The organism is Metabacillus mesotrionivorans (assembly GCF_052171315.1).
GTDB lineage: Bacteria > Bacillota > Bacilli > Bacillales > Bacillaceae > Bacillus_P.
In genome coordinates this window covers 132,681-150,071 of sequence record NZ_JBQMFF010000001.1, presented here as the reverse complement: position 1 = coordinate 150,071, position 17,391 = coordinate 132,681, and the positions used below count along the sequence as shown (strand labels likewise).

Here is a 17,391-nt window from a genome sequence, read left to right as displayed (position 1 = left end):
TTGTCATTAGGTTGCTGCATCTCCCCCCTGTTCATACTCATTTATCTTTTGTTTATAAGCTCATTGTCTCTTTTTAAAAGCTCCTCCTGATTCTGAGTCCAGTTCAGCTCTGCCGTTTTTCTGTATGAATAGGTGGTTTCCTTCGCAATCAGTCCTGTTTGAGTCAGCGCCTCAAGGTAAGCCCGGACAGGTGCTCCGATGGATACGTGCTTCAAATGGCTGATATCACGTCTTACAATCTGGCGGTCACGCTTTATTTCATTTCCAGCATCTTGAAGATGAAAGACTGAACGCACAGATAAAGAGTCTATAAAAAGCAGGATCTTTGTCTGCCAAACGTAAACAGCTGTATGAAAAAGATATCCAGTCGCGACAGGAATGAAGGCTTCTGAAGGAAGACATGACAGCGGAATCTGCTTTTTTTCATAGAGAGTTTGCTGAAGGGTTTTCAGTTCTTCTGATAAGTGGATGTGCGGTTTAAGCCGGTGCATTTTTATGAGGTTCAGCCACTGGGTCCAATTTTTTGGTGATGGCGCTGCCTGCGGAGTCACATCGTGAAGGGAGATATGACGGATGGGTCTGACTGAGGGAATGGATGTGAACACTTGCTTGGAAAATGGGATGAGGTGTTCGATGAGAAGAAAAGCCTGAAGGGACGAACAATAAGACAGGAGATATGGTGGACCTAGAATATCAGGCCCCTGTTTTGCAAAAAGCCATTGAAACGGAGAGATGCGAAAGGTGCTGCTGCTTAATCTTACCGCGTTTTTTGCTCCAAGAATCCAAAGCGGTTCAATATTTGCCTGCTTATACTGCGAAGTTCGTTTATAAAACTGGGCGGCAGGAATGGCTGAACATTGAAATTCGACGGCAATTTTCCTTTGCCCTGTGTCTGCGTAAACGTCCGGCCTCTGCATAATCTCAGGAAAATAGCGTTCCATTTCTGTTTGGACCATGTTTTGACTTTTCAGCCACTCGTACAGCTGGATCTTACCGTTCAGATGATAGTCTGATTCAGGTTCGTGGTCGATGAGGCAGGATTTCAGTTTCTGATGGGCAAAATGAGGAATTTTAATGCTGCCCGCTTTCAGGTCAAGGGGATGTTCACACACGGGACAGTAATGCGTCTTCCCGCGCATACGGTGCAGATCTGAATGACCGTTCCTTATCGAGGTCAGATTGATCAGTCTGCCATCTGCATCTCTGGCTATCAGCATATTTATCTATCAGCTCCTTTTTAACATTCTTTTCCATTATACTATATACAGGGAAAAGAAAGCACACAAAAAAAGACACACCTCTTCAGGTATGCCCTACAGCAATGGCGAAAGCAGCCTTGACATGGATTCAAACAATTTCTGTTTGAACGGCCGGTTCACAAATTCATCCATGATAATCTCATGAGAGTCTAAAATATCTTTTTCATAGTCATTCACAAGCTTCTGCGTGCTTCTTGTTCTGTAAAGGAAAGCGTTGACTTCAAAGTTCAGATGAAAGCTTCTCATATCCATATTTGCCGTTCCGATCGAAGCAAGCTCATAATCGACGATGACAATTTTGCTGTGCATGAAGCCTTCCTTATATTCGTAGATCTTTACTCCTGCTTCAAGCAGTTCAAGGAAATACGACCTTGATGCGTAAAAGACAATTTTTTTATCGGGACGGCGCGGCACGAGGAGTCTGACATCCACACCGCTTAAGGCTGCTACCTTAAGCGCAGAGAGAATATCCTCATCCGGAACAAAATACGGTGATGCAATCCAAATGGAATCCTTGGCAGAGATAATCATGGAGAAGAACAGGTTTTTGATGACTTCCCATTTATTATCGGGCCCTCCTGCAATAATCTGGACTCCGCCTTCATGTTCTTCCAGCTGAACAGTCGGTGTCATGTACTCCTTCTTCACAAGGTTTTCTCCGGTCATATAGTACCAGTCCTGCAGAAAAATCATTTGAAGTGTGCGGACGGCTTCACCGCGCACCATTAAGTGCGTATCCCTCCAGAAACCGAAGTACGCATCTTTCCCCAGGTATTCATCTCCGACATTCAGTCCGCCGACAAATCCTGCAGTTCCGTCTATAACGACGATTTTTCTGTGGTTGCGGAAGTTAACTTTATTATTTAAAAACGGCATTTTCACAGGCAAAAAAGAGACGACATCGACGCCTGCCGCGCGCATTTCTTTTATGTAGGATTTAGACAGCTTCCAGCTGCCGACTGAATCAAATAAGAAGCGGACTTCAACACCCTGCTTCGCTTTTTTGATCAGGAGATCTTTAAGCTTGCAGCCAACTTCATCGTGTCTGACAATATAGTATTCCAAGTGGACATGATGCTCGGCTTTTTCGATTTCGCTGAAAATATGGTCGAACGTTTCTTTGCCGTTCGTTAATGTTTTTGACCGCGTTGCAAATGAAATCGGTGTATGTCCGAGCCTGTGGGCCAGATTGAAAAGCATTTGCTGGTGGTCTCCCATTAAGTCGATCTTATCTTCATAAGAGCGCTGATTCCCTTCAATTTCAAACATGATTTTTTCATCAACAAGCGCCTTTCTGTCAAACAGTTTCCGCTTCCTGACATTCCTTCCAAACACAAGGTAGAACAAAAAACCAATCAGCGGAAAGCTTCCAAGGACAACGAGCCATGTAATCGTCTGCGATGGCTTGCGGTTTTCAAGGAAGATAACAAAGCCGATGAAGATGATGGAAAATGTAAACAAAACGGTTACAGCCGTCAGAAGCCATTCGCTTGAAATACTGCCTGTCACGTTTTGAAGAAGGTAGATGCCTATTCCTATTAATGCTGTAAATAAAAAAACACGGACTGTATTCTTCATGTGATTCCCCTGACTCTATATAGGTGATGGCCGCTATTGGCTAAAAAAAACCGACTTCAATCAGAATGAAATCGGCTTTTAGATCTTCAGCTGAAATGCTGCTTAATAACACTTAATGCGTTCTCGGCAATAATTTTTTTGCCGTATTCCTCAACGCGGTGAACCGTCATGCGTGATTCTTGTCCATACTCGAGTATAACACTGAGCATATTTTCAATGTCTTCGTCTGAGTGCTCATCGTTGAATTCCACAAAGAGGTAATACCGGTTCTCCATGGAATAAAGCGCGTTTGTAAACCCGCTGAGCTGTACTTTCGACAAAGAAATAAGGTGTTCAAAATCATTGAATTTCACAAGGAACTCAAGCTGCTGTTCCTCCTCATCCTGCGAGCTGTCTGATTTTTCATCAAGGTCATCGCTGAAATGATGATCGAGGATGGATTCAATATTTTCATCAACAGGCAGTTCTTTTACTTTATCTTCAGACAGGGGAAGCTCAATTTTTTGGCCGTCCTTTGAAAGCTGGGCTCTTGTCACGATTACTTCAAGCCCTTTGTCGAGCGCCTGAACCTGAATCCAAAGCGGTCCTTCGACCATAAAATCTTCTTCGTCATGCACTTCGTCCATCATTTCCCAAAAAAGCTCTTCGCTTCTTTCGCGGTTGTACCAGATTTCATCTCTGTCAAAACCGCGCTCTTCTATATCAAGATATGAAATATAAAACTTTACGGTATATTCATTAATACGTTCTATCTCCATCTTTACAACCTTCCCTTCTTTATATGATGTTGAAGGGACAACTAAACCCCTAAATAAGTTGCACTTTTTTACACTTTACCCAAATCAGCACCTATTTAATCGTCAGCGCAGCGCATTGCAGGCGTTTAAAACTTGTCTTGAAATTGAGACTTGCCTTTCAAGCTTCTTGTACTCCTATTTTATGATAAAACTGCTCTGAATGAAATAAAAAAACCTCAGGATTTACAAAAACAGTTATTTGCCCATAAGGATAAGCTCATATTTCATCTTTTCGTTCATATACTTGGTACGAGCAGTCAATTACACAGAAAGAGGTACTTGAATGGAACAGGAATTTCTCATGTCTTTAGTTATGATTATCGGCATTGATCTTCTGCTCGGCGGGGACAATGCGATTGTCATTGCAATGGCAAGCCGCAACCTTCCGCCAAAGCAGAGGAAAAAAGCTGTGGTGCTCGGGACGGTTTTTGCCATTGTCGTCCGGATTCTGCTTACAACAGTCGCGGTCTATTTGTTTCAAATTCCATTCGTACAGCTGATCGGCGGGATTCTTCTTCTATATATCGCCTATCATCTTATTGTCGGGTCAGAAGAGAAGGAAGGAGAAATTAAAAGCCACCAGTCACTGAGAAAAGCCGTGCAGACGATTGTGGCGGCGGATATGCTGATGGGCATGGACAATGTCATTGCCGTTGCAGGTGCTGCAGGAGGGAAAACGGTGCTTGTCGTCATCGGGCTCTTAATCTCCATTCCTATTATGATCTGGGGGAGCAATTTGATTTTAAAGCTGTTGGACAAATATCCCGCTCTCGTCTACATCGGGGGAGGCATGCTTGCCTATACAGCCGGTAAAATGATTATCCATGAGCATAAGCTTGCACCAATCTTCCATACCCATCCAAGCATGGGCACGCTGCTTCCGTACTTGCTTATCCTCTTCCTGACAGCTGCTGGCTTTATCTATCAGCGCATGGAAAAAAAAGAAAACCTTCCTTAAATGATAAGGAAGGTTTTCTGTCAGTTAATTAACTAAACGCTGTGCTTCGCGCAGCTGGTATGTGCGTACTTTTCTTGGAAGGAATCGTCTGATTTCATCTTCGTTGTATCCGACCTGCAGACGCTTTTCATCAATAATGATCGGGCGTCTCAAAAGACCAGGATGCTCCTGAATCAGATCATACAGATCTTGAAGAGGCATCGTTTCAACGTTTACGTTCAATTTCTGGAAAATCTTAGAGCGAGTTGAAATGATTTCATCCGTTCCGTCCTCTGTCATGCGCAGAATTTCTTTAATTTCGTCTACCGACAAAGGCTCTGAGAAAATGTTGCGCTCTGTATAAGGAATTTCATGTTCTTCCAACCATGCTTTAGCTTTACGACAAGAAGTACAGCTTGGTGATGTATATAACGTTACCATAAACCTTTCACTCCTTTATGTGTAAATGAGCATACTGCTATATAAGTAAGATGAATTGTATTTAGATTGAAATTACTTTAATTAAGTAATATCTATAAAGGATTATACTATAGAAAAGTAAGTAAGTATACACTTTTTAAATACAAATGTTTGACAAAACAGTTACAATTCCGTAAAGTGGCGGGAAAACTCACTTTACACTTGCCAATTCCTGCGTTCTGCAGATTTTGTCATTCGCAAGTGGACAGCAGGATTCTCAATTAATTCAGATTATCAAAAATGTCTTTTGAATCATCGCGGTCGTTTATCGACAGGACTTCCTGAACATCCTGATATTTTTTTCCGTAGAATTCTTTGTCTTTGTAAGTATGAATAAGCAAATACGTCTTTTTCATCGCTTCGTAGATTTTCTCTTCGCTTGCATCATCAGGTGACCAGTACAGAATTTCCATTGGATTGACTTCATTCGTGGCGAGGGATTTTCTTCTGTATCCGATCGCTTTTGCATGCTGAAAGCCTTCTCTCTGGTAAAATTTCAGCCGCTTGCCTGTATCAAGTACATCTTCATCCACAGGTTCCACCTCTAAAAGTATTGGTTTTCCGAGTTCTTTCAGTTTCGCAATCAGCTTATGGCCCAGTCCCTGGCCTCTTGCTGACTTGGCAACAAATAAGTAATCAATGAAGATAAAATCATCAAGCTCGGCATACATGAGAACGTGATGTTCCCCTTCATCTTTATGATAAATATCACCCCGCTCTTTCAGAAGAGTTTCCATATGTTCTTTTGATTTCATTTCCTCAACAGGAAAGTACTGATTAAGCTTCTCATACCAGTTCATTGACCCGCTCCTTGCTGTTCGTTAACGTTCGTTTCTCTCTAAATTAGATATACCCTCTTTCCTTAGTGTTAAACATGAGCTACTATAAAAATATAGTAAATAATGGGATGGTGATGGATTTGGCCGAATATGCAATAGATTTTCTGATTGTGGCAGCACTCGTTATCGGAATTACCGCCTTTATGGGAGTTATGGCAAACGGAATTGGAGAAACCATCTTTGCCGGAAAAAAGAAGAATGAAAACGTGGATCACACCCTGAAAACACAGGCCGGCTGGAGAAAAGTCGGCGGACGGAAACAATAGGTAAAGGGATTTAAGGCGGATTAGAGCACTTACTTGGTTCAAGTGACGAATTAAAGTGCTGCTATAGGCGGTTTAGAACACTTTCTAACCTCAAAGGACGAGGCAAAGTGTTGTTAGAGACTGATTAGAACACTTTCTAACCTCATAGTACATGAGAAGTTGTTATTAACAGCGGATTAGAACATTTACCGGGTTCAATGGACGAGGCAAAGTGTTGTTAGAGGCGAAATAGAACGCGTGCCACAAAAAAGGATCCACCTACCATACAATTGGCAGTACTCGTGATAAAACACCACAAATACGGATCCATTCCTAGTCTTTTAACACGAAAAACCGAACTGGCTATGGCTAGTTCGGTTTTTTCATGACTAAAACAGTTACGTCCCAGCCTCTTTTTTACGGAGTATAATCAACGTCCTTTGTATAATTGTTCCCTGCGTTCCATATGAGATATTCATCGATTCCCTGATCCTGAAGCGCCTTGATTTGGGCTTCCACGTCTTCTTTTCCGTACTTTTTATAATTGCCGGAGCCAAGCCACGAGGCGGTAAAGTCCTGAAGCCAAGGCCTTGAGACGGGACTGTTTTTCAGCTCTGCCAGCTTTTTCTTTTCAAGTTTCGCATATTCTGTAATCAGCTCATAAGGTTTAAGATCGGGTTTTTCTATGCCGAAATAGGCCGTCCAGTGGCTCGGATAAATCATAGAGGAGATGACATCTACATGGCTTGAAATTTTCGAGAAGTTCTGCCCGATGCCCGGCGCTTCCGGAAGGGTTGCTGTATATCCGAAAATATCAACAGAAACCTTGACGCCATATGGCTTCAGCTTTTCTTTTGCATAGGCTACAAAGTCCGTTACCGCTGTTACCCTTTTTTGAACATTATCCTGTTTTAACTGACCATATTTTCCCTGACTGTAGGTAAGGGCTGCATCTTTGTTTTCAAAGCCTTCCGGAAACCGGACATAATCAAACTGTATTTCCTGGAAGCCTAATTTAGCTGCCTCGATGGCGATATTCACATTATAGTCCCATACTTCCTTCATAAATGGATTAACAAATGATTCGCCCCTGCCATTTTTCCATACGCTGCTGCCGTCCTGAAACGACCACTCGGGCTTCTGCTGCGCAAGTACAGAATCTTTAAATACAACGACCCTTGCAATCGGATAGATGTTCTTTTTCTGAAGCTGTTCAAGCATGGCCCGCGGATCTTTTATGTATTGCTTGCTGATCCCGAAATAAGGCGATGTTTTTTCAGGCATGTAGGTCAGGTTTCCAAAATCATCTTTCACATCGATAACCATAGCATTTAAATCTGTCTTATCAATCAGGTCTGTGAGCTGGCTGAACTTGCTGCCGCCTGCTGAATGGCCTGTCACATAAATCCCTCTGATTGCATCAGGGTACTGAAACACGAGGCCTGAATCAAACAGAAAACGGGGCATTTCTTCCGGAAGCTCTTTCAGCTGATGAACGATTTCTTTAGACTCATGAACGGATGCGGTTAAAACGGAATCCGCCTGTGCCTGATGTCCCCCTGCTAATACAGGTATGAACGCAAGCAAAGCGGCAGGAAAAACCTTCCTATAAAAAGCCACGTTACCACCCCTTTTCGGCTAGTTTCTTCTTATTATAAATGACAGGTATAGCGGTTCATACATGTAATGAGACTTATTTTTACAAATTCCAACAGGATTTGCTAATCACTTCCATGAAACATAAAAAAAGCGACCTCTTTAAAAGAGGTCACTTCAGCACGGCTAGTTCGTATATTTTGCCTGATATTGTTTGAATTCCGCTTCTGAACACATAACGAAATGTCCTGGTTTTACTTCGCGGAACTGCGGTTCATCTCCTGCAGTGTATTGATGCTGGGCAGGATCATATTTTTTTCTGATGCGCGTGCGCTCATAGTCCGGATCCGGAAGCGGAATCGCAGACAATAGAGCCTGTGTATAAGGATGAATCGGATTGTTGTAAAGCTCTTCTGCATCTGCAAGCTCTACAAGCTTTCCGAAGTACATAACACCGATGCGGTCACTGATGTATTTTACCATGGAAAGGTCATGGGCAATGAACAGGTACGTAAGACCTTTTTCCTGCTGCAGCTTTTTCATCAGGTTGACAACCTGAGCCTGAATCGAAACATCAAGTGCTGAAATCGGCTCATCGGCAATAATGAAGTCAGGATCTACAGCAAGCGCCCGGGCGATTCCGATACGCTGGCGCTGTCCTCCGCTGAACTCATGGGGATAGCGGTTCGCATGCTCCCGGTTCAAACCAACTGTCTCAAGCAGCTCATATACCCGCTCCATGCGCTCTTTGTCTGATTTCGCAAGACCGTGAATATCAATTCCCTCGGCAATAACGTCAGAAACTTTCATTCTTGGGTTAAGTGAGGCATACGGATCCTGGAAAATCATCTGCATTTTACGGTTAAAGGTTTTAAGATCGGCCTTTGATTTTTTTCCGTGGACATTGACTCCGCCAAATTTCACTTCACCGCCGGTTGCTTCATATAGACGGATGATGGAACGGCCTGTTGTCGATTTTCCGCATCCGGATTCTCCGACAAGTCCAAGTGTTTCGCCTTTATAAATGTCAAACGAAATACCGTCAACAGCTTTCACTTCATTTGATTTTCCTACATTAAAGTGCTGTTTCAGATCTTTCACTTCAAGAAGTTTTTCTTTTTGCATGTGTTATTTTCCCTCCTTGATTTCAGGGAACTTGCGCTGGCGCAGTTTAACAGCTGCCGGCGGTTCAACTTTAGGAGCGTCGGGATGGAGCAGCCATGTTGCCGCATAATGAGTATCGGACACTTTAAACATTGGCGGCTGCTCTTCTAAGTCAATCTGCATCGCATATTCATTACGGGCAGCAAATGCATCACCTTTTGGAGGGTTTAGCAAGTTCGGAGGCGTACCCGGAATGGCATACAGTTCCTGGTCCTGAGAATCAAGACTTGGCATCGAACTGATTAATCCCCATGTATATGGATGCTGCGGATTATAGAAAATTTCATCGACTGTGCCGATTTCAATAATCTTGCCGCCATACATGACTGCAACCCGGTCAGCAACGTTTGCCACAACTCCAAGGTCATGCGTAATGAAAATAATGGATGTATCAATTTTCTTTTGAAGATCCTTCATCAGCTCGAGGATCTGGGCCTGAATCGTAACATCAAGAGCTGTTGTCGGCTCGTCCGCAATTAAGACTTTAGGATTGCAGGCAAGAGCAATTGCAATAACAACCCTTTGTCTCATACCGCCTGAAAATTGGTGCGGATATTGCTTAAAGCGAAGCTCTGGCTTTGGTATCCCTACAAGACGAAGCAGCTCAATCGCTCTCTCTTTCGCCTGTGATTTGCTCATATTCTGGTGCTTCACAATTGGTTCCATAATCTGTTTGCCGACAATCATTGTAGGGTTCAAAGAGGTCATCGGATCCTGGAAAATCATAGAGATGTCTTTTCCGCGAATCTTCTGCATTTGTTTATCGCTCAGTTTAGCAAGGTCTTTGCCGCCGAAAAGGATCTGGCCTTTTTTTATGTCAGAGTTGCTTTCAGGCAAGAGACGCATGATTGACTTAGTCGTAACCGATTTCCCTGACCCGGATTCACCTACAATGGCAAGTGTCTCTCCTTTTTTCAGGTCAAAGTCAACTCCGCGGATTGCCTGTACTTCTCCTCCAAATGTATGGAATGAGATGTGCAAGTCTTTTACTTCAAGTATTTTTTCCATCGTCTATTCACCTGCCCTCTAGTCTCTCATTTTCGGATCAAGCGCATCGCGCAGTCCGTCAGCAATCATATTGAATGCAACCATAATGACACTGATTACGATCGCAGGGTAAATCATTTGATACGGGAATGCTCTCATCGATTTGAATCCTTCATCAATCAGCGTTCCAAGTGAAGCAATCGGATCCTGAAGTCCAAGACCGATAAAGCTCAGGAATGCTTCAAAGAAAATCGCATTCGGAATCGTGAACATCGTATTGATGATAATGACACCGACAAGATTCGGAATTAAATGTTTAAAGATAATTTTCGAATGACTTGCACCAAGCGTTCTGGAAGCAAGAACGAATTCCTGATTTTTAAGTTTAAGAACCTGCGCACGCACAACCCGCGCCATTCCGACCCAACCAGTTATCGTCAGGGCTACAGTGATTGAGATAATACCAGGTTTCAATATTAAGATCATGAGAATAACAACAACAAGGTTCGGTATTCCCATCAGAACTTCAATAATACGCTGCATGACATTGTCAATGCGTCCGCCGAAGTAGCCTGAAATAGCTCCATAGGCAACTCCGATTACCATATCAATAAAGGCTGCAAGGAAGGCGATGTAAAGAGAGATCTGCGTTCCTTTCCAGATACGCGTGAACTGATCGCGTCCAAGGTTATCTGTTCCAAGCCAGTAGTACTCTTTAATTTGTTTTTGCTCGTACACATTCACTTCTTCTCCATTATTAAGGGTTCTTGTCCCGTCGAATGGAAGCCAGCTCACATTTTCAAGTCCCTGAATGCGCGGCGGCAGGTTGGAGTGCGTCGCTTTTTGGCGGGCTGAATCATATCCGCTGACAGCAGGCCCGATAAAAGCAAGCAGCGTCAATAGTACGATGACAATTAAGCTTGCAACTGCAGCTTTGTTTTTTCTTACGCGAAGCCAGGCGTCCTGCCAGTAGTTTAAACTTGGTTTATTAATCTCTTCACTCTTAGAGGAATCAATTTTAGCGGGCTGGAACAATTCTTTGCTGATTTCTTTTTCTGCCATTATTTTTTACCTCCCGCTAAACGAATTCGTGGGTCAATAATGCCGTAAAGGATATCGACAACAAGAATGATGACGACAAAAAGGAATGCAAACAGCAGGGTTGTACCCATGATGACCGGATAATCATTTACAGTGATCGATTTAACAAACTGCTCTCCAAGACCCGGTACAGAGAAAATCTTTTCAATGACAAGAGATCCTGTCATTAAACCTACTGCAAGAGGTCCAAGAACCGTTACAACAGGAATTAAAGCGTTTCTAAGCGCATGCTTAAACGCAATTTCAAAGTAGCTTGCACCTTTTGCTTTAGCAAGCGTGATGTAGTCAGAATTCAAAACATCGATCATTTCCGTTCTCATAAAACGGGCAGCAATCGCAATCGGGAACATCGCAAGCGCGATTGTAGGCAGGATGCTGTATTCCGGTCCGCGCCAAAAGGCAACAGGCAGCCAGCCGGCTTTAACACCAATATAGTATTGAAGCAGTCCTGCAAAAACGAACGAGGGAATGGATTTACCGATAACAGCAAAAAATGTTGCTCCGTAATCCACCCAGGTGTTTTGCCGCAAAGCACCAATGACACCTAGAAAAATCCCAAAGAGTGTTCCTACAAACATTGCCTGAAATCCGAGGGTTGCAGAAGGGGCGATACGAGCAGCCAATAGCTCAGATACCGGAGTGTTGTCGAATTGGAAAGATACTCCAAAATCACCTTTTACAATATTGGTCATATAGGTGATATACTGCACTGGTACAGGTTCATCCAGCCCGTATTTTTCTTTCATAATCTCAATTTGCGAGTCAGAAAGCTTGGCACTGTTAAATGGAGTACCGGGGATCAGTTTCATTAGGAAAAATGTGAAAGAGGCAATTAATAGTAATGTAATTAACATATAAATCATGCGTTGCCCTAAATATTTGACCATGTGTGCACCTCCTGGAACTATATAAAAAATTCAGAATCATCTACATAATTCGACAATTCTTTAGCAGGTAAAAAGAGAGTATATTGGATATACTCTCTTCTTATTCTTTTTGATTATAATCATTTTTCTGGTAACTGCAACTAAAAATTACTCAGCGTCTGTGATTTTAATCCACTTGTAGCTGTATTCAGGTCCTACAAGGTGGTACGTAAAGCCTTCAACCTTTTTGTTGATCAGAAGGTTTGAAGCACGCTGATACATAGGAGCGATACCCGCATCTTCTTCTAATAGTACTTTTTCAGCTTCTTGAAGAGCAGCGAAACGCTTAGCCGGATCATTAGCTAGAGTTGTTTGAGCGTCTTTTAGAAGTTTGTCATATTTTTCGTTTGAATATGCCATTCTGTTGTTTCCGCCATCTGTGATCCATAGGTCAGAGAATGAAATCGGGTCAAGGTAGTCAGGACCCCATCCAGCAGCCTGGATGTCGTAATCCATAGTTTTGTCGCGGTCAAGACGCACGCTGAAAGGTACGCTCTGAACTTCGATTGTTAAACCAGGAAGAGTGTTTTGAAGCTGGTCTTTCATGTAAGAGTCCACTGTTTTAGATGTTTCAGTGTCTCCGCCAAGGTATACAAGCTTAACTTCTTTCTTGCCGATTTCTGCTAATCCTTTTTCCCAAAGTTTTTTAGCTTCTTCAGGGTTGTAAGTCAGAAGGTCCTTATTAACTTCACGGAAATCTTCGCCCGTTTCAGGGTGTGTAACAAATTCAGCAGGTACAGCATAGTTAGCCGGTACAGATCCGTTGTTTAGGATTTCGTTCGTTAAGTCTTCTTTATTGAATGCCATCGCAATTGCTTTACGGATGTTTACGTTAGCAAGAGCTTCGTTCTTCTGGTTAAGCTTCAGCCAGAAAATTGTAGGCTCAATCCATCTTTTCAGACGGTCGTCACCATCGTATTGAGCGATAACAGCAGGTGTTGAAAGCTTAGGAGTTACATCAGCTTCTCCAGCTTCGAATGCGTTTGCTGCTGCTTGAGGATCTTTTGAAACGTTGAACGTAATTTTCTCAAGGCTTACATTTTTTGCATCCCAGTACTCAGCGTTTTTCTCTAAAGTCCACTCAGTATCAGCAGGTCCTTCCCATCCAGCAATTGCGAATGGTCCGTTGAACACTAAATTTTCAGACTTTTTACCGAAGTTTTCGCCTTGCTCTTCAACAAACTTTTGGTTTTGCGGGTAGAACGTAGGGAATGCCATTAATGACTTGAAGAAAGGAATCGGTTTTTCAAGAGTGACAACAAGTGTCTTTTCGTCTTGAGCTTTCACTCCAAGATCTTCAGGTTTAGCTTTACCATTATATAATGCTTCAGCATTTTTGATTTTACCCATCATCATGTATGGACCGTAAGCAGATCCAGTATCAGGGTTAAGAGCGCGCTGCCATGCAAATACAAAGTCATTTGCTGTTACAGGCTCGCCGTTAGACCATTTTGCGTCTTCTTTAATTTTGATTGTGTACTCAGTGCCTTCTTCGTTAGCTTCCGGCTCGCCGTCAGCCATACCCGGGATTGGCTCCTGGTTTTCATCAATACGGTATAAACCTTCATTCGTATTGTTTAATTGAGATAAACTGATTGTATCTTCTGCAAGAACTGAGTCCATAGATGGAATCTCAGAAGATTCAAGTACTTTCAGCTCCTGAGGCACATTAGCTGCTTCTTTAGAGTCTTTGTCTTTGTCTCCTCCATCAGAAGAACTGGATCCGCCTCCGCCGTAGCAAGCAGTTAAGAAAACGCTCAGTACAAGCGAAAGGACTAAAAGCAATGAAAATTTTGACTTTTTCATTTATTACCCTCCCTTTTATTTTTAAAAAATTCTTACAAACACTATTATACAAGCTTTCGAATTTTTGTACATTCATTTTTTTAATAAAATTTACACAAATGCAATAAAATTAAGACTTTTTTAAAGCAAAAATAGTTCTTTATACCTATATTATCTGCGGTATCTCTTCATGATATTTCATTCATTTAACATGAAAATGGCCAGAAGCACTGCCTTTGTAAAGATTTTAAATTGTAAGTAAAATTAAAAATGTATACAATATACAACAATAGCTAATAAACTATTTTGCAGGGAAACTGACAATATTCTGAGTAGTATTACTTTTCTCACAATAATTATTTTTATATATTTCAATATAAAAAAACTATTGAACATCCCCGTAATTTAGTAATATTAAAAGAAAAAAGAGGGTATTTATGAATCGAAAATTATTTTTATCAGCCTTCACCGTGTCATTTGTTCTAGTCTTTCTGCTTTCACTGCTTTTCTATCAGGAGATCAGCCTGCTGCATTATATTAATATTTCTTTTTACATTTCAGGGATTCTGCTCTTTGTATCTCTGTTCCTGATCGTAGCTGAAGGGGGATTTTTTGACGGCATCACTCAAGGGTTCAGAAGAACCTTTCAATCCAAAGGCCGGGATCTTGATAAGAAGGAAGTAGAGGAAATGAGACTGTTTTCTGAACTTCTTCGGGTTGAATATACTCCGTTCCTGCTTGCCGGACTGCTGCTTGCGGCTACGATGCTTGCTGCTCTTGCTGTTTATTATTTCTGAACAGTTGAAAATCACTGCGCAAGCTACTATAATGTAGGAAATAACATGTAAATGCGATGAAGAAGAGTAGTACACAGTGACCTTATTTTTCAGAGAGTCTGCTGCCTGGTGAAAAGCGGACAATAAACACTGCGGAATGGACTTTTGAGCAGCTGACTGAACACTAAAGTAGGATCAGCCGTTTCGTCTTGCGATAAAAGACGCTAAGTGATTTCTTTTACAGAAATAATCAGGGTGGCACCGCGGTCCATTCGTCCCTTTTAGTTCAAGGGGACGAATGGGCTTTTTTGCGTTATTTTAAGAAGGAGTGAGGATATGAAAACCATTTTTTCGGGCATCCAGCCCACAGGTAATGTCACGTTAGGAAACTATATCGGAGCTATGAAACAGTTCGTTGACCTGCAGAATGATTATGACTGCTATTTTTGCATTGTTGATCAGCATGCAATCACACAGCCGCAGGATCGCCTGCAGCTCCGTAAAAGCATTAAAAGCCTCGCAGCACTTTATTTAGCTGTTGGCCTTGATCCTGAAAAAGCAACATTGTTCATTCAGTCAGAGGTTCCGGCGCACGCACAGGCAGGTTGGATGATGCAATGCGTGGCCTATATCGGCGAACTTGAGCGAATGACTCAGTTCAAGGACAAATCGGCGGGCAAAGAAGCTGTTTCTGCCGGACTGTTAACCTATCCGCCTCTGATGGCAGCCGACATTCTACTATATAAAACGGATCTCGTTCCAGTCGGCGAAGACCAGAAACAGCACCTGGAGCTCACAAGAGACTTAGCCGAACGCTTTAATAAAAAATACAATGACATCTTTACCGTTCCTGAAGTGCGCATTCCAAAGATCGGTGCAAGGATTATGTCCCTTGCAGATCCGACGAAAAAAATGAGCAAATCAGATCCGAACCAGAAAGCATTCATTACACTGCTGGACGATCCTAAAGTGATTGAAAAGAAAATCAAAAGTGCGGTTACCGATTCGGAGGGCATTGTAAAATTTGATAAAGAGAACAAACCGGGTGTATCTAACCTCCTCTCCATCTATTCCATTCTTTCAGGCATTTCCATCGAAGACCTGGAGAAAAAATATGAAGGAAAAGGCTACGGAGATTTTAAAGCGGACACCGCTGCTGCCGTGATTAACGCCCTGCAGCCTATTCAGGAAAAATATTATTCCCTTGTTGAATCAGATGAACTTGACGAAATCCTTGACCGCGGGGCTGAACGTGCAAACGCACAGGCAGGAAAAATGATTAAAAAGATGGAAAGCGCAATGGGTCTTGGAAGAAAACGAAAATAAAAAATGGAGAGTGCTCAATAAAGAGCTCTCTCCTTTTTTATATCTGCTACATTTTTTCAAACTCCATGCCCTTTTGCACCATTAAGTACTGCAGTGCCGTCCGGAAGGTTAAGAACGTCTTGATGTCCTGGCCGTTTGATAAGCCAGATGAAATTAACAGCTGGATGACAGCAGGGCCAAAGCCGACGAACAGAATTTGAATGCCCATGAGCCTTACAGCGGCCGTCAACTGCTGGATATAGGATCCAAAAAGTTCAACCTCCCCGATTTCCCGTTCTGATATGGCGGTAAAATCGATGATGACAGTAGCGACTTCATTTGCGTGAGATGTTTCCAAGATTTTAGACGTAATCATATCAAACCGTTCTGATGAAAGCTTCCCGGTAATCGGCACAAGAATGGTCTCAGGTATGATTGAAGGAATAATCGGAACAGAAATTTCTCTGATTAGTTCCTCTTGTTCCCTGAGCTGCCTTTTCAACTCGATAATTTCCTCCTGCAGCTCTTCCACATTTACTTTTTCACTTATCATATATGCCCTCGCTCAAATGAATGACTTTTTTTCATTTTACCATTGTTTCAGCTTTTTACCTATTAAATAGAAGTTTTGGAATGGTTTTTCCTGTCTTTTATTTAGCAGATGATAAAAACAGAAAAAGAAGCCAATTTTGGCTTCTTTTAAGCTTGTCTTAATTTACTTTTGATTCATGCTCCATATCCCACAGTTTTTCAAAAAAGGGCTGGCCTTTAATCAGGTTTTCTGTAAGAATCATGTGTTTCGGGCTCCAGCCTGAAACAGTTTCATTGTAAAGCTTTTGCCACACATCCTCAAAGCTCAGGTCCTGAATGGTTTCGTACATAGACGGATTCCACTCTGTATACCAGTATTTCACTTCAGCTGCATTCTTTGTTGACTGAAGCTGATCCAGAGCCATAAACAGCAGCTGCTTAAGCTGTCTCTCCTTGCGGGTCAGCCCGCTCATTTGAGATGGACTTGGCGAGAGGATGTGAAACTCTTTTTCAAGAATTTCTGCCTCGTACGTATATTCTTCAGCTTCTACATCTTTTATCATTTCATATACCAGCTGTTCCTGTCTTGGAATGAGCCGGCTTTTGCGGACGGGAATACTGTAGCCGATTGTATCAACGGCAAGAATTCCTTCGCCGTCTGTAACGACAAAACAATAATCAAGCTGAATCCGCTCATGATTTTTTCTGATATATGCCTTTTGAAAGGCATCCTTCAGCAGTCCTTGAGGCAGTTCCGACAAATCGTTTTCAATATAATGGAATAAAACCGAATTTACTCTGAACAGAGGAACCTGATCCAAAAGCTCAACACTGTCGTCTTTTCTCCATTCGTGAAAATGACACACGTTGTACCCATTTTCTTCACCCTCGAACCAATTCACCCATACATCATGAAGAAACAACATTTCTTACCCCTCACTTCCGATGCTTTTGTCTTTCAGTATAGGCAGGGAAAAGAAAATATATTCCAATTCGTTCATTTTATGGTTGTTTTCTTTCGACAAATTCCAAAAGCGGAAGCGCCAAGACCCGCTCCGATAGACAGATAAGAATCCAACAGAAAA

17 protein-coding genes and 1 other annotated feature are annotated in these 17,391 nt (G+C 42.3%); of the genes, 4 read left to right on the top strand and 13 right to left on the bottom strand.

The window, feature by feature from the left end:
- Positions 1 to 41: 41 nt before the first annotated feature.
- From ACTSEZ_RS00635 to mecA, 3 genes are all read right to left on the bottom strand, one after another.
- Positions 42 to 1,217 (bottom strand): competence protein CoiA, encoded by a 1,176-nt coding sequence (locus tag ACTSEZ_RS00635; protein WP_369732231.1) that lies wholly within the window; start codon positions 1,215 to 1,217, stop codon positions 42 to 44.
- Between the two features lie 96 nt (positions 1,218 to 1,313).
- On the bottom strand, positions 1,314 to 2,837 hold the full coding sequence (gene cls, locus ACTSEZ_RS00630; RefSeq protein ID WP_369732229.1) for a cardiolipin synthase: 1,524 nt from the start codon (positions 2,835 to 2,837) through the stop codon (positions 1,314 to 1,316).
- A gap of 86 nt (positions 2,838 to 2,923) precedes the next feature.
- Complete coding sequence (gene mecA / locus ACTSEZ_RS00625) at positions 2,924 to 3,595, bottom strand: adaptor protein MecA (RefSeq protein ID WP_369732228.1); 672 nt, start codon at positions 3,593 to 3,595, stop codon at positions 2,924 to 2,926.
- A gap of 322 nt (positions 3,596 to 3,917) precedes the next feature.
- Between mecA and ACTSEZ_RS00620 the strand changes: the two genes are divergently transcribed.
- Positions 3,918 to 4,592, top strand: coding sequence for a TerC family protein (locus ACTSEZ_RS00620; protein WP_029282607.1), 675 nt, complete (start codon positions 3,918 to 3,920; stop codon positions 4,590 to 4,592).
- A gap of 24 nt (positions 4,593 to 4,616) precedes the next feature.
- Here ACTSEZ_RS00620 and spxA read toward each other — a convergent pair whose 3' ends face one another.
- Both spxA and ACTSEZ_RS00610 read right to left on the bottom strand, forming a co-directional pair.
- Positions 4,617 to 5,012 carry a transcriptional regulator SpxA gene (gene spxA / locus ACTSEZ_RS00615; RefSeq protein ID WP_029282609.1) on the bottom strand — a complete coding sequence of 132 codons (396 nt, stop codon included), beginning with the start codon at positions 5,010 to 5,012 and terminating at the stop codon, positions 4,617 to 4,619.
- 260 nt (positions 5,013 to 5,272) lie between these two features.
- Positions 5,273 to 5,851 (bottom strand): GNAT family N-acetyltransferase, encoded by a 579-nt coding sequence (locus tag ACTSEZ_RS00610; RefSeq protein WP_369732227.1) that lies wholly within the window; start codon positions 5,849 to 5,851, stop codon positions 5,273 to 5,275.
- 74 nt (positions 5,852 to 5,925) lie between these two features.
- On the opposite strand from ACTSEZ_RS00610, the gene ACTSEZ_RS00605 reads away from it, so the two are divergent.
- Positions 5,926 to 6,156 (top strand): hypothetical protein, encoded by a 231-nt coding sequence (locus ACTSEZ_RS00605; RefSeq protein ID WP_369732226.1) that lies wholly within the window; start codon positions 5,926 to 5,928, stop codon positions 6,154 to 6,156.
- A gap of 396 nt (positions 6,157 to 6,552) precedes the next feature.
- Here ACTSEZ_RS00605 and ACTSEZ_RS00600 read toward each other — a convergent pair whose 3' ends face one another.
- From ACTSEZ_RS00600 to ACTSEZ_RS00575, 6 genes are all read right to left on the bottom strand, one after another.
- Positions 6,553 to 7,755 carry a putative glycoside hydrolase gene (locus tag ACTSEZ_RS00600; protein WP_369732225.1) on the bottom strand — a complete coding sequence of 401 codons (1,203 nt, stop codon included), beginning with the start codon at positions 7,753 to 7,755 and terminating at the stop codon, positions 6,553 to 6,555.
- A 162-nt stretch (positions 7,756 to 7,917) separates the two neighbouring features.
- Complete coding sequence (locus ACTSEZ_RS00595) at positions 7,918 to 8,856, bottom strand: ABC transporter ATP-binding protein (RefSeq protein WP_369732224.1); 939 nt, start codon at positions 8,854 to 8,856, stop codon at positions 7,918 to 7,920.
- Positions 8,857 to 8,859: 3 nt separating this feature from the next.
- Positions 8,860 to 9,903: an ABC transporter ATP-binding protein gene (locus ACTSEZ_RS00590; RefSeq protein WP_369732223.1), complete on the bottom strand. Its 1,044-nt coding sequence runs from the start codon at positions 9,901 to 9,903 to the stop codon at positions 8,860 to 8,862.
- 18 nt (positions 9,904 to 9,921) lie between these two features.
- Positions 9,922 to 10,944, bottom strand: coding sequence for an oligopeptide ABC transporter permease (opp3C, locus tag ACTSEZ_RS00585; RefSeq protein ID WP_369732222.1), 1,023 nt, complete (start codon positions 10,942 to 10,944; stop codon positions 9,922 to 9,924).
- On the bottom strand, positions 10,944 to 11,870 hold the full coding sequence (opp3b, locus tag ACTSEZ_RS00580) for an oligopeptide ABC transporter permease (protein WP_369732221.1): 927 nt from the start codon (positions 11,868 to 11,870) through the stop codon (positions 10,944 to 10,946). Before opp3b ends, opp3C begins: the two co-directional genes overlap by 1 nt.
- Positions 11,871 to 12,017: 147 nt before the next feature.
- Positions 12,018 to 13,715, bottom strand: a complete 1,698-nt coding sequence (locus tag ACTSEZ_RS00575; protein ID WP_369732220.1) for a peptide ABC transporter substrate-binding protein — start codon at positions 13,713 to 13,715, stop codon at positions 12,018 to 12,020.
- A 416-nt stretch (positions 13,716 to 14,131) separates the two neighbouring features.
- Between ACTSEZ_RS00575 and ACTSEZ_RS00570 the strand changes: the two genes are divergently transcribed.
- The gene (locus ACTSEZ_RS00570) at positions 14,132 to 14,491 is read left to right on the top strand and encodes a DUF3899 domain-containing protein (protein WP_369732219.1); all 360 of its coding nucleotides are present in this window, start codon (positions 14,132 to 14,134) and stop codon (positions 14,489 to 14,491) included.
- A 47-nt stretch (positions 14,492 to 14,538) separates the two neighbouring features.
- Positions 14,539 to 14,753: a binding site (T-box leader), on the top strand.
- Between the two features lie 53 nt (positions 14,754 to 14,806).
- Positions 14,807 to 15,796: a tryptophan--tRNA ligase gene (trpS, locus tag ACTSEZ_RS00565; RefSeq protein WP_369732218.1), complete on the top strand. Its 990-nt coding sequence runs from the start codon at positions 14,807 to 14,809 to the stop codon at positions 15,794 to 15,796.
- A 46-nt stretch (positions 15,797 to 15,842) separates the two neighbouring features.
- Here the strand turns inward: trpS and ACTSEZ_RS00560 are convergent, their stop codons facing one another.
- The gene (locus ACTSEZ_RS00560) at positions 15,843 to 16,328 is read right to left on the bottom strand and encodes an STAS domain-containing protein (RefSeq protein ID WP_369732217.1); all 486 of its coding nucleotides are present in this window, start codon (positions 16,326 to 16,328) and stop codon (positions 15,843 to 15,845) included.
- Positions 16,329 to 16,485: 157 nt separating this feature from the next.
- Complete coding sequence (locus ACTSEZ_RS00555) at positions 16,486 to 17,232, bottom strand: YjbA family protein (RefSeq protein WP_369732216.1); 747 nt, start codon at positions 17,230 to 17,232, stop codon at positions 16,486 to 16,488.
- Positions 17,233 to 17,391 lie beyond the last annotated feature (159 nt).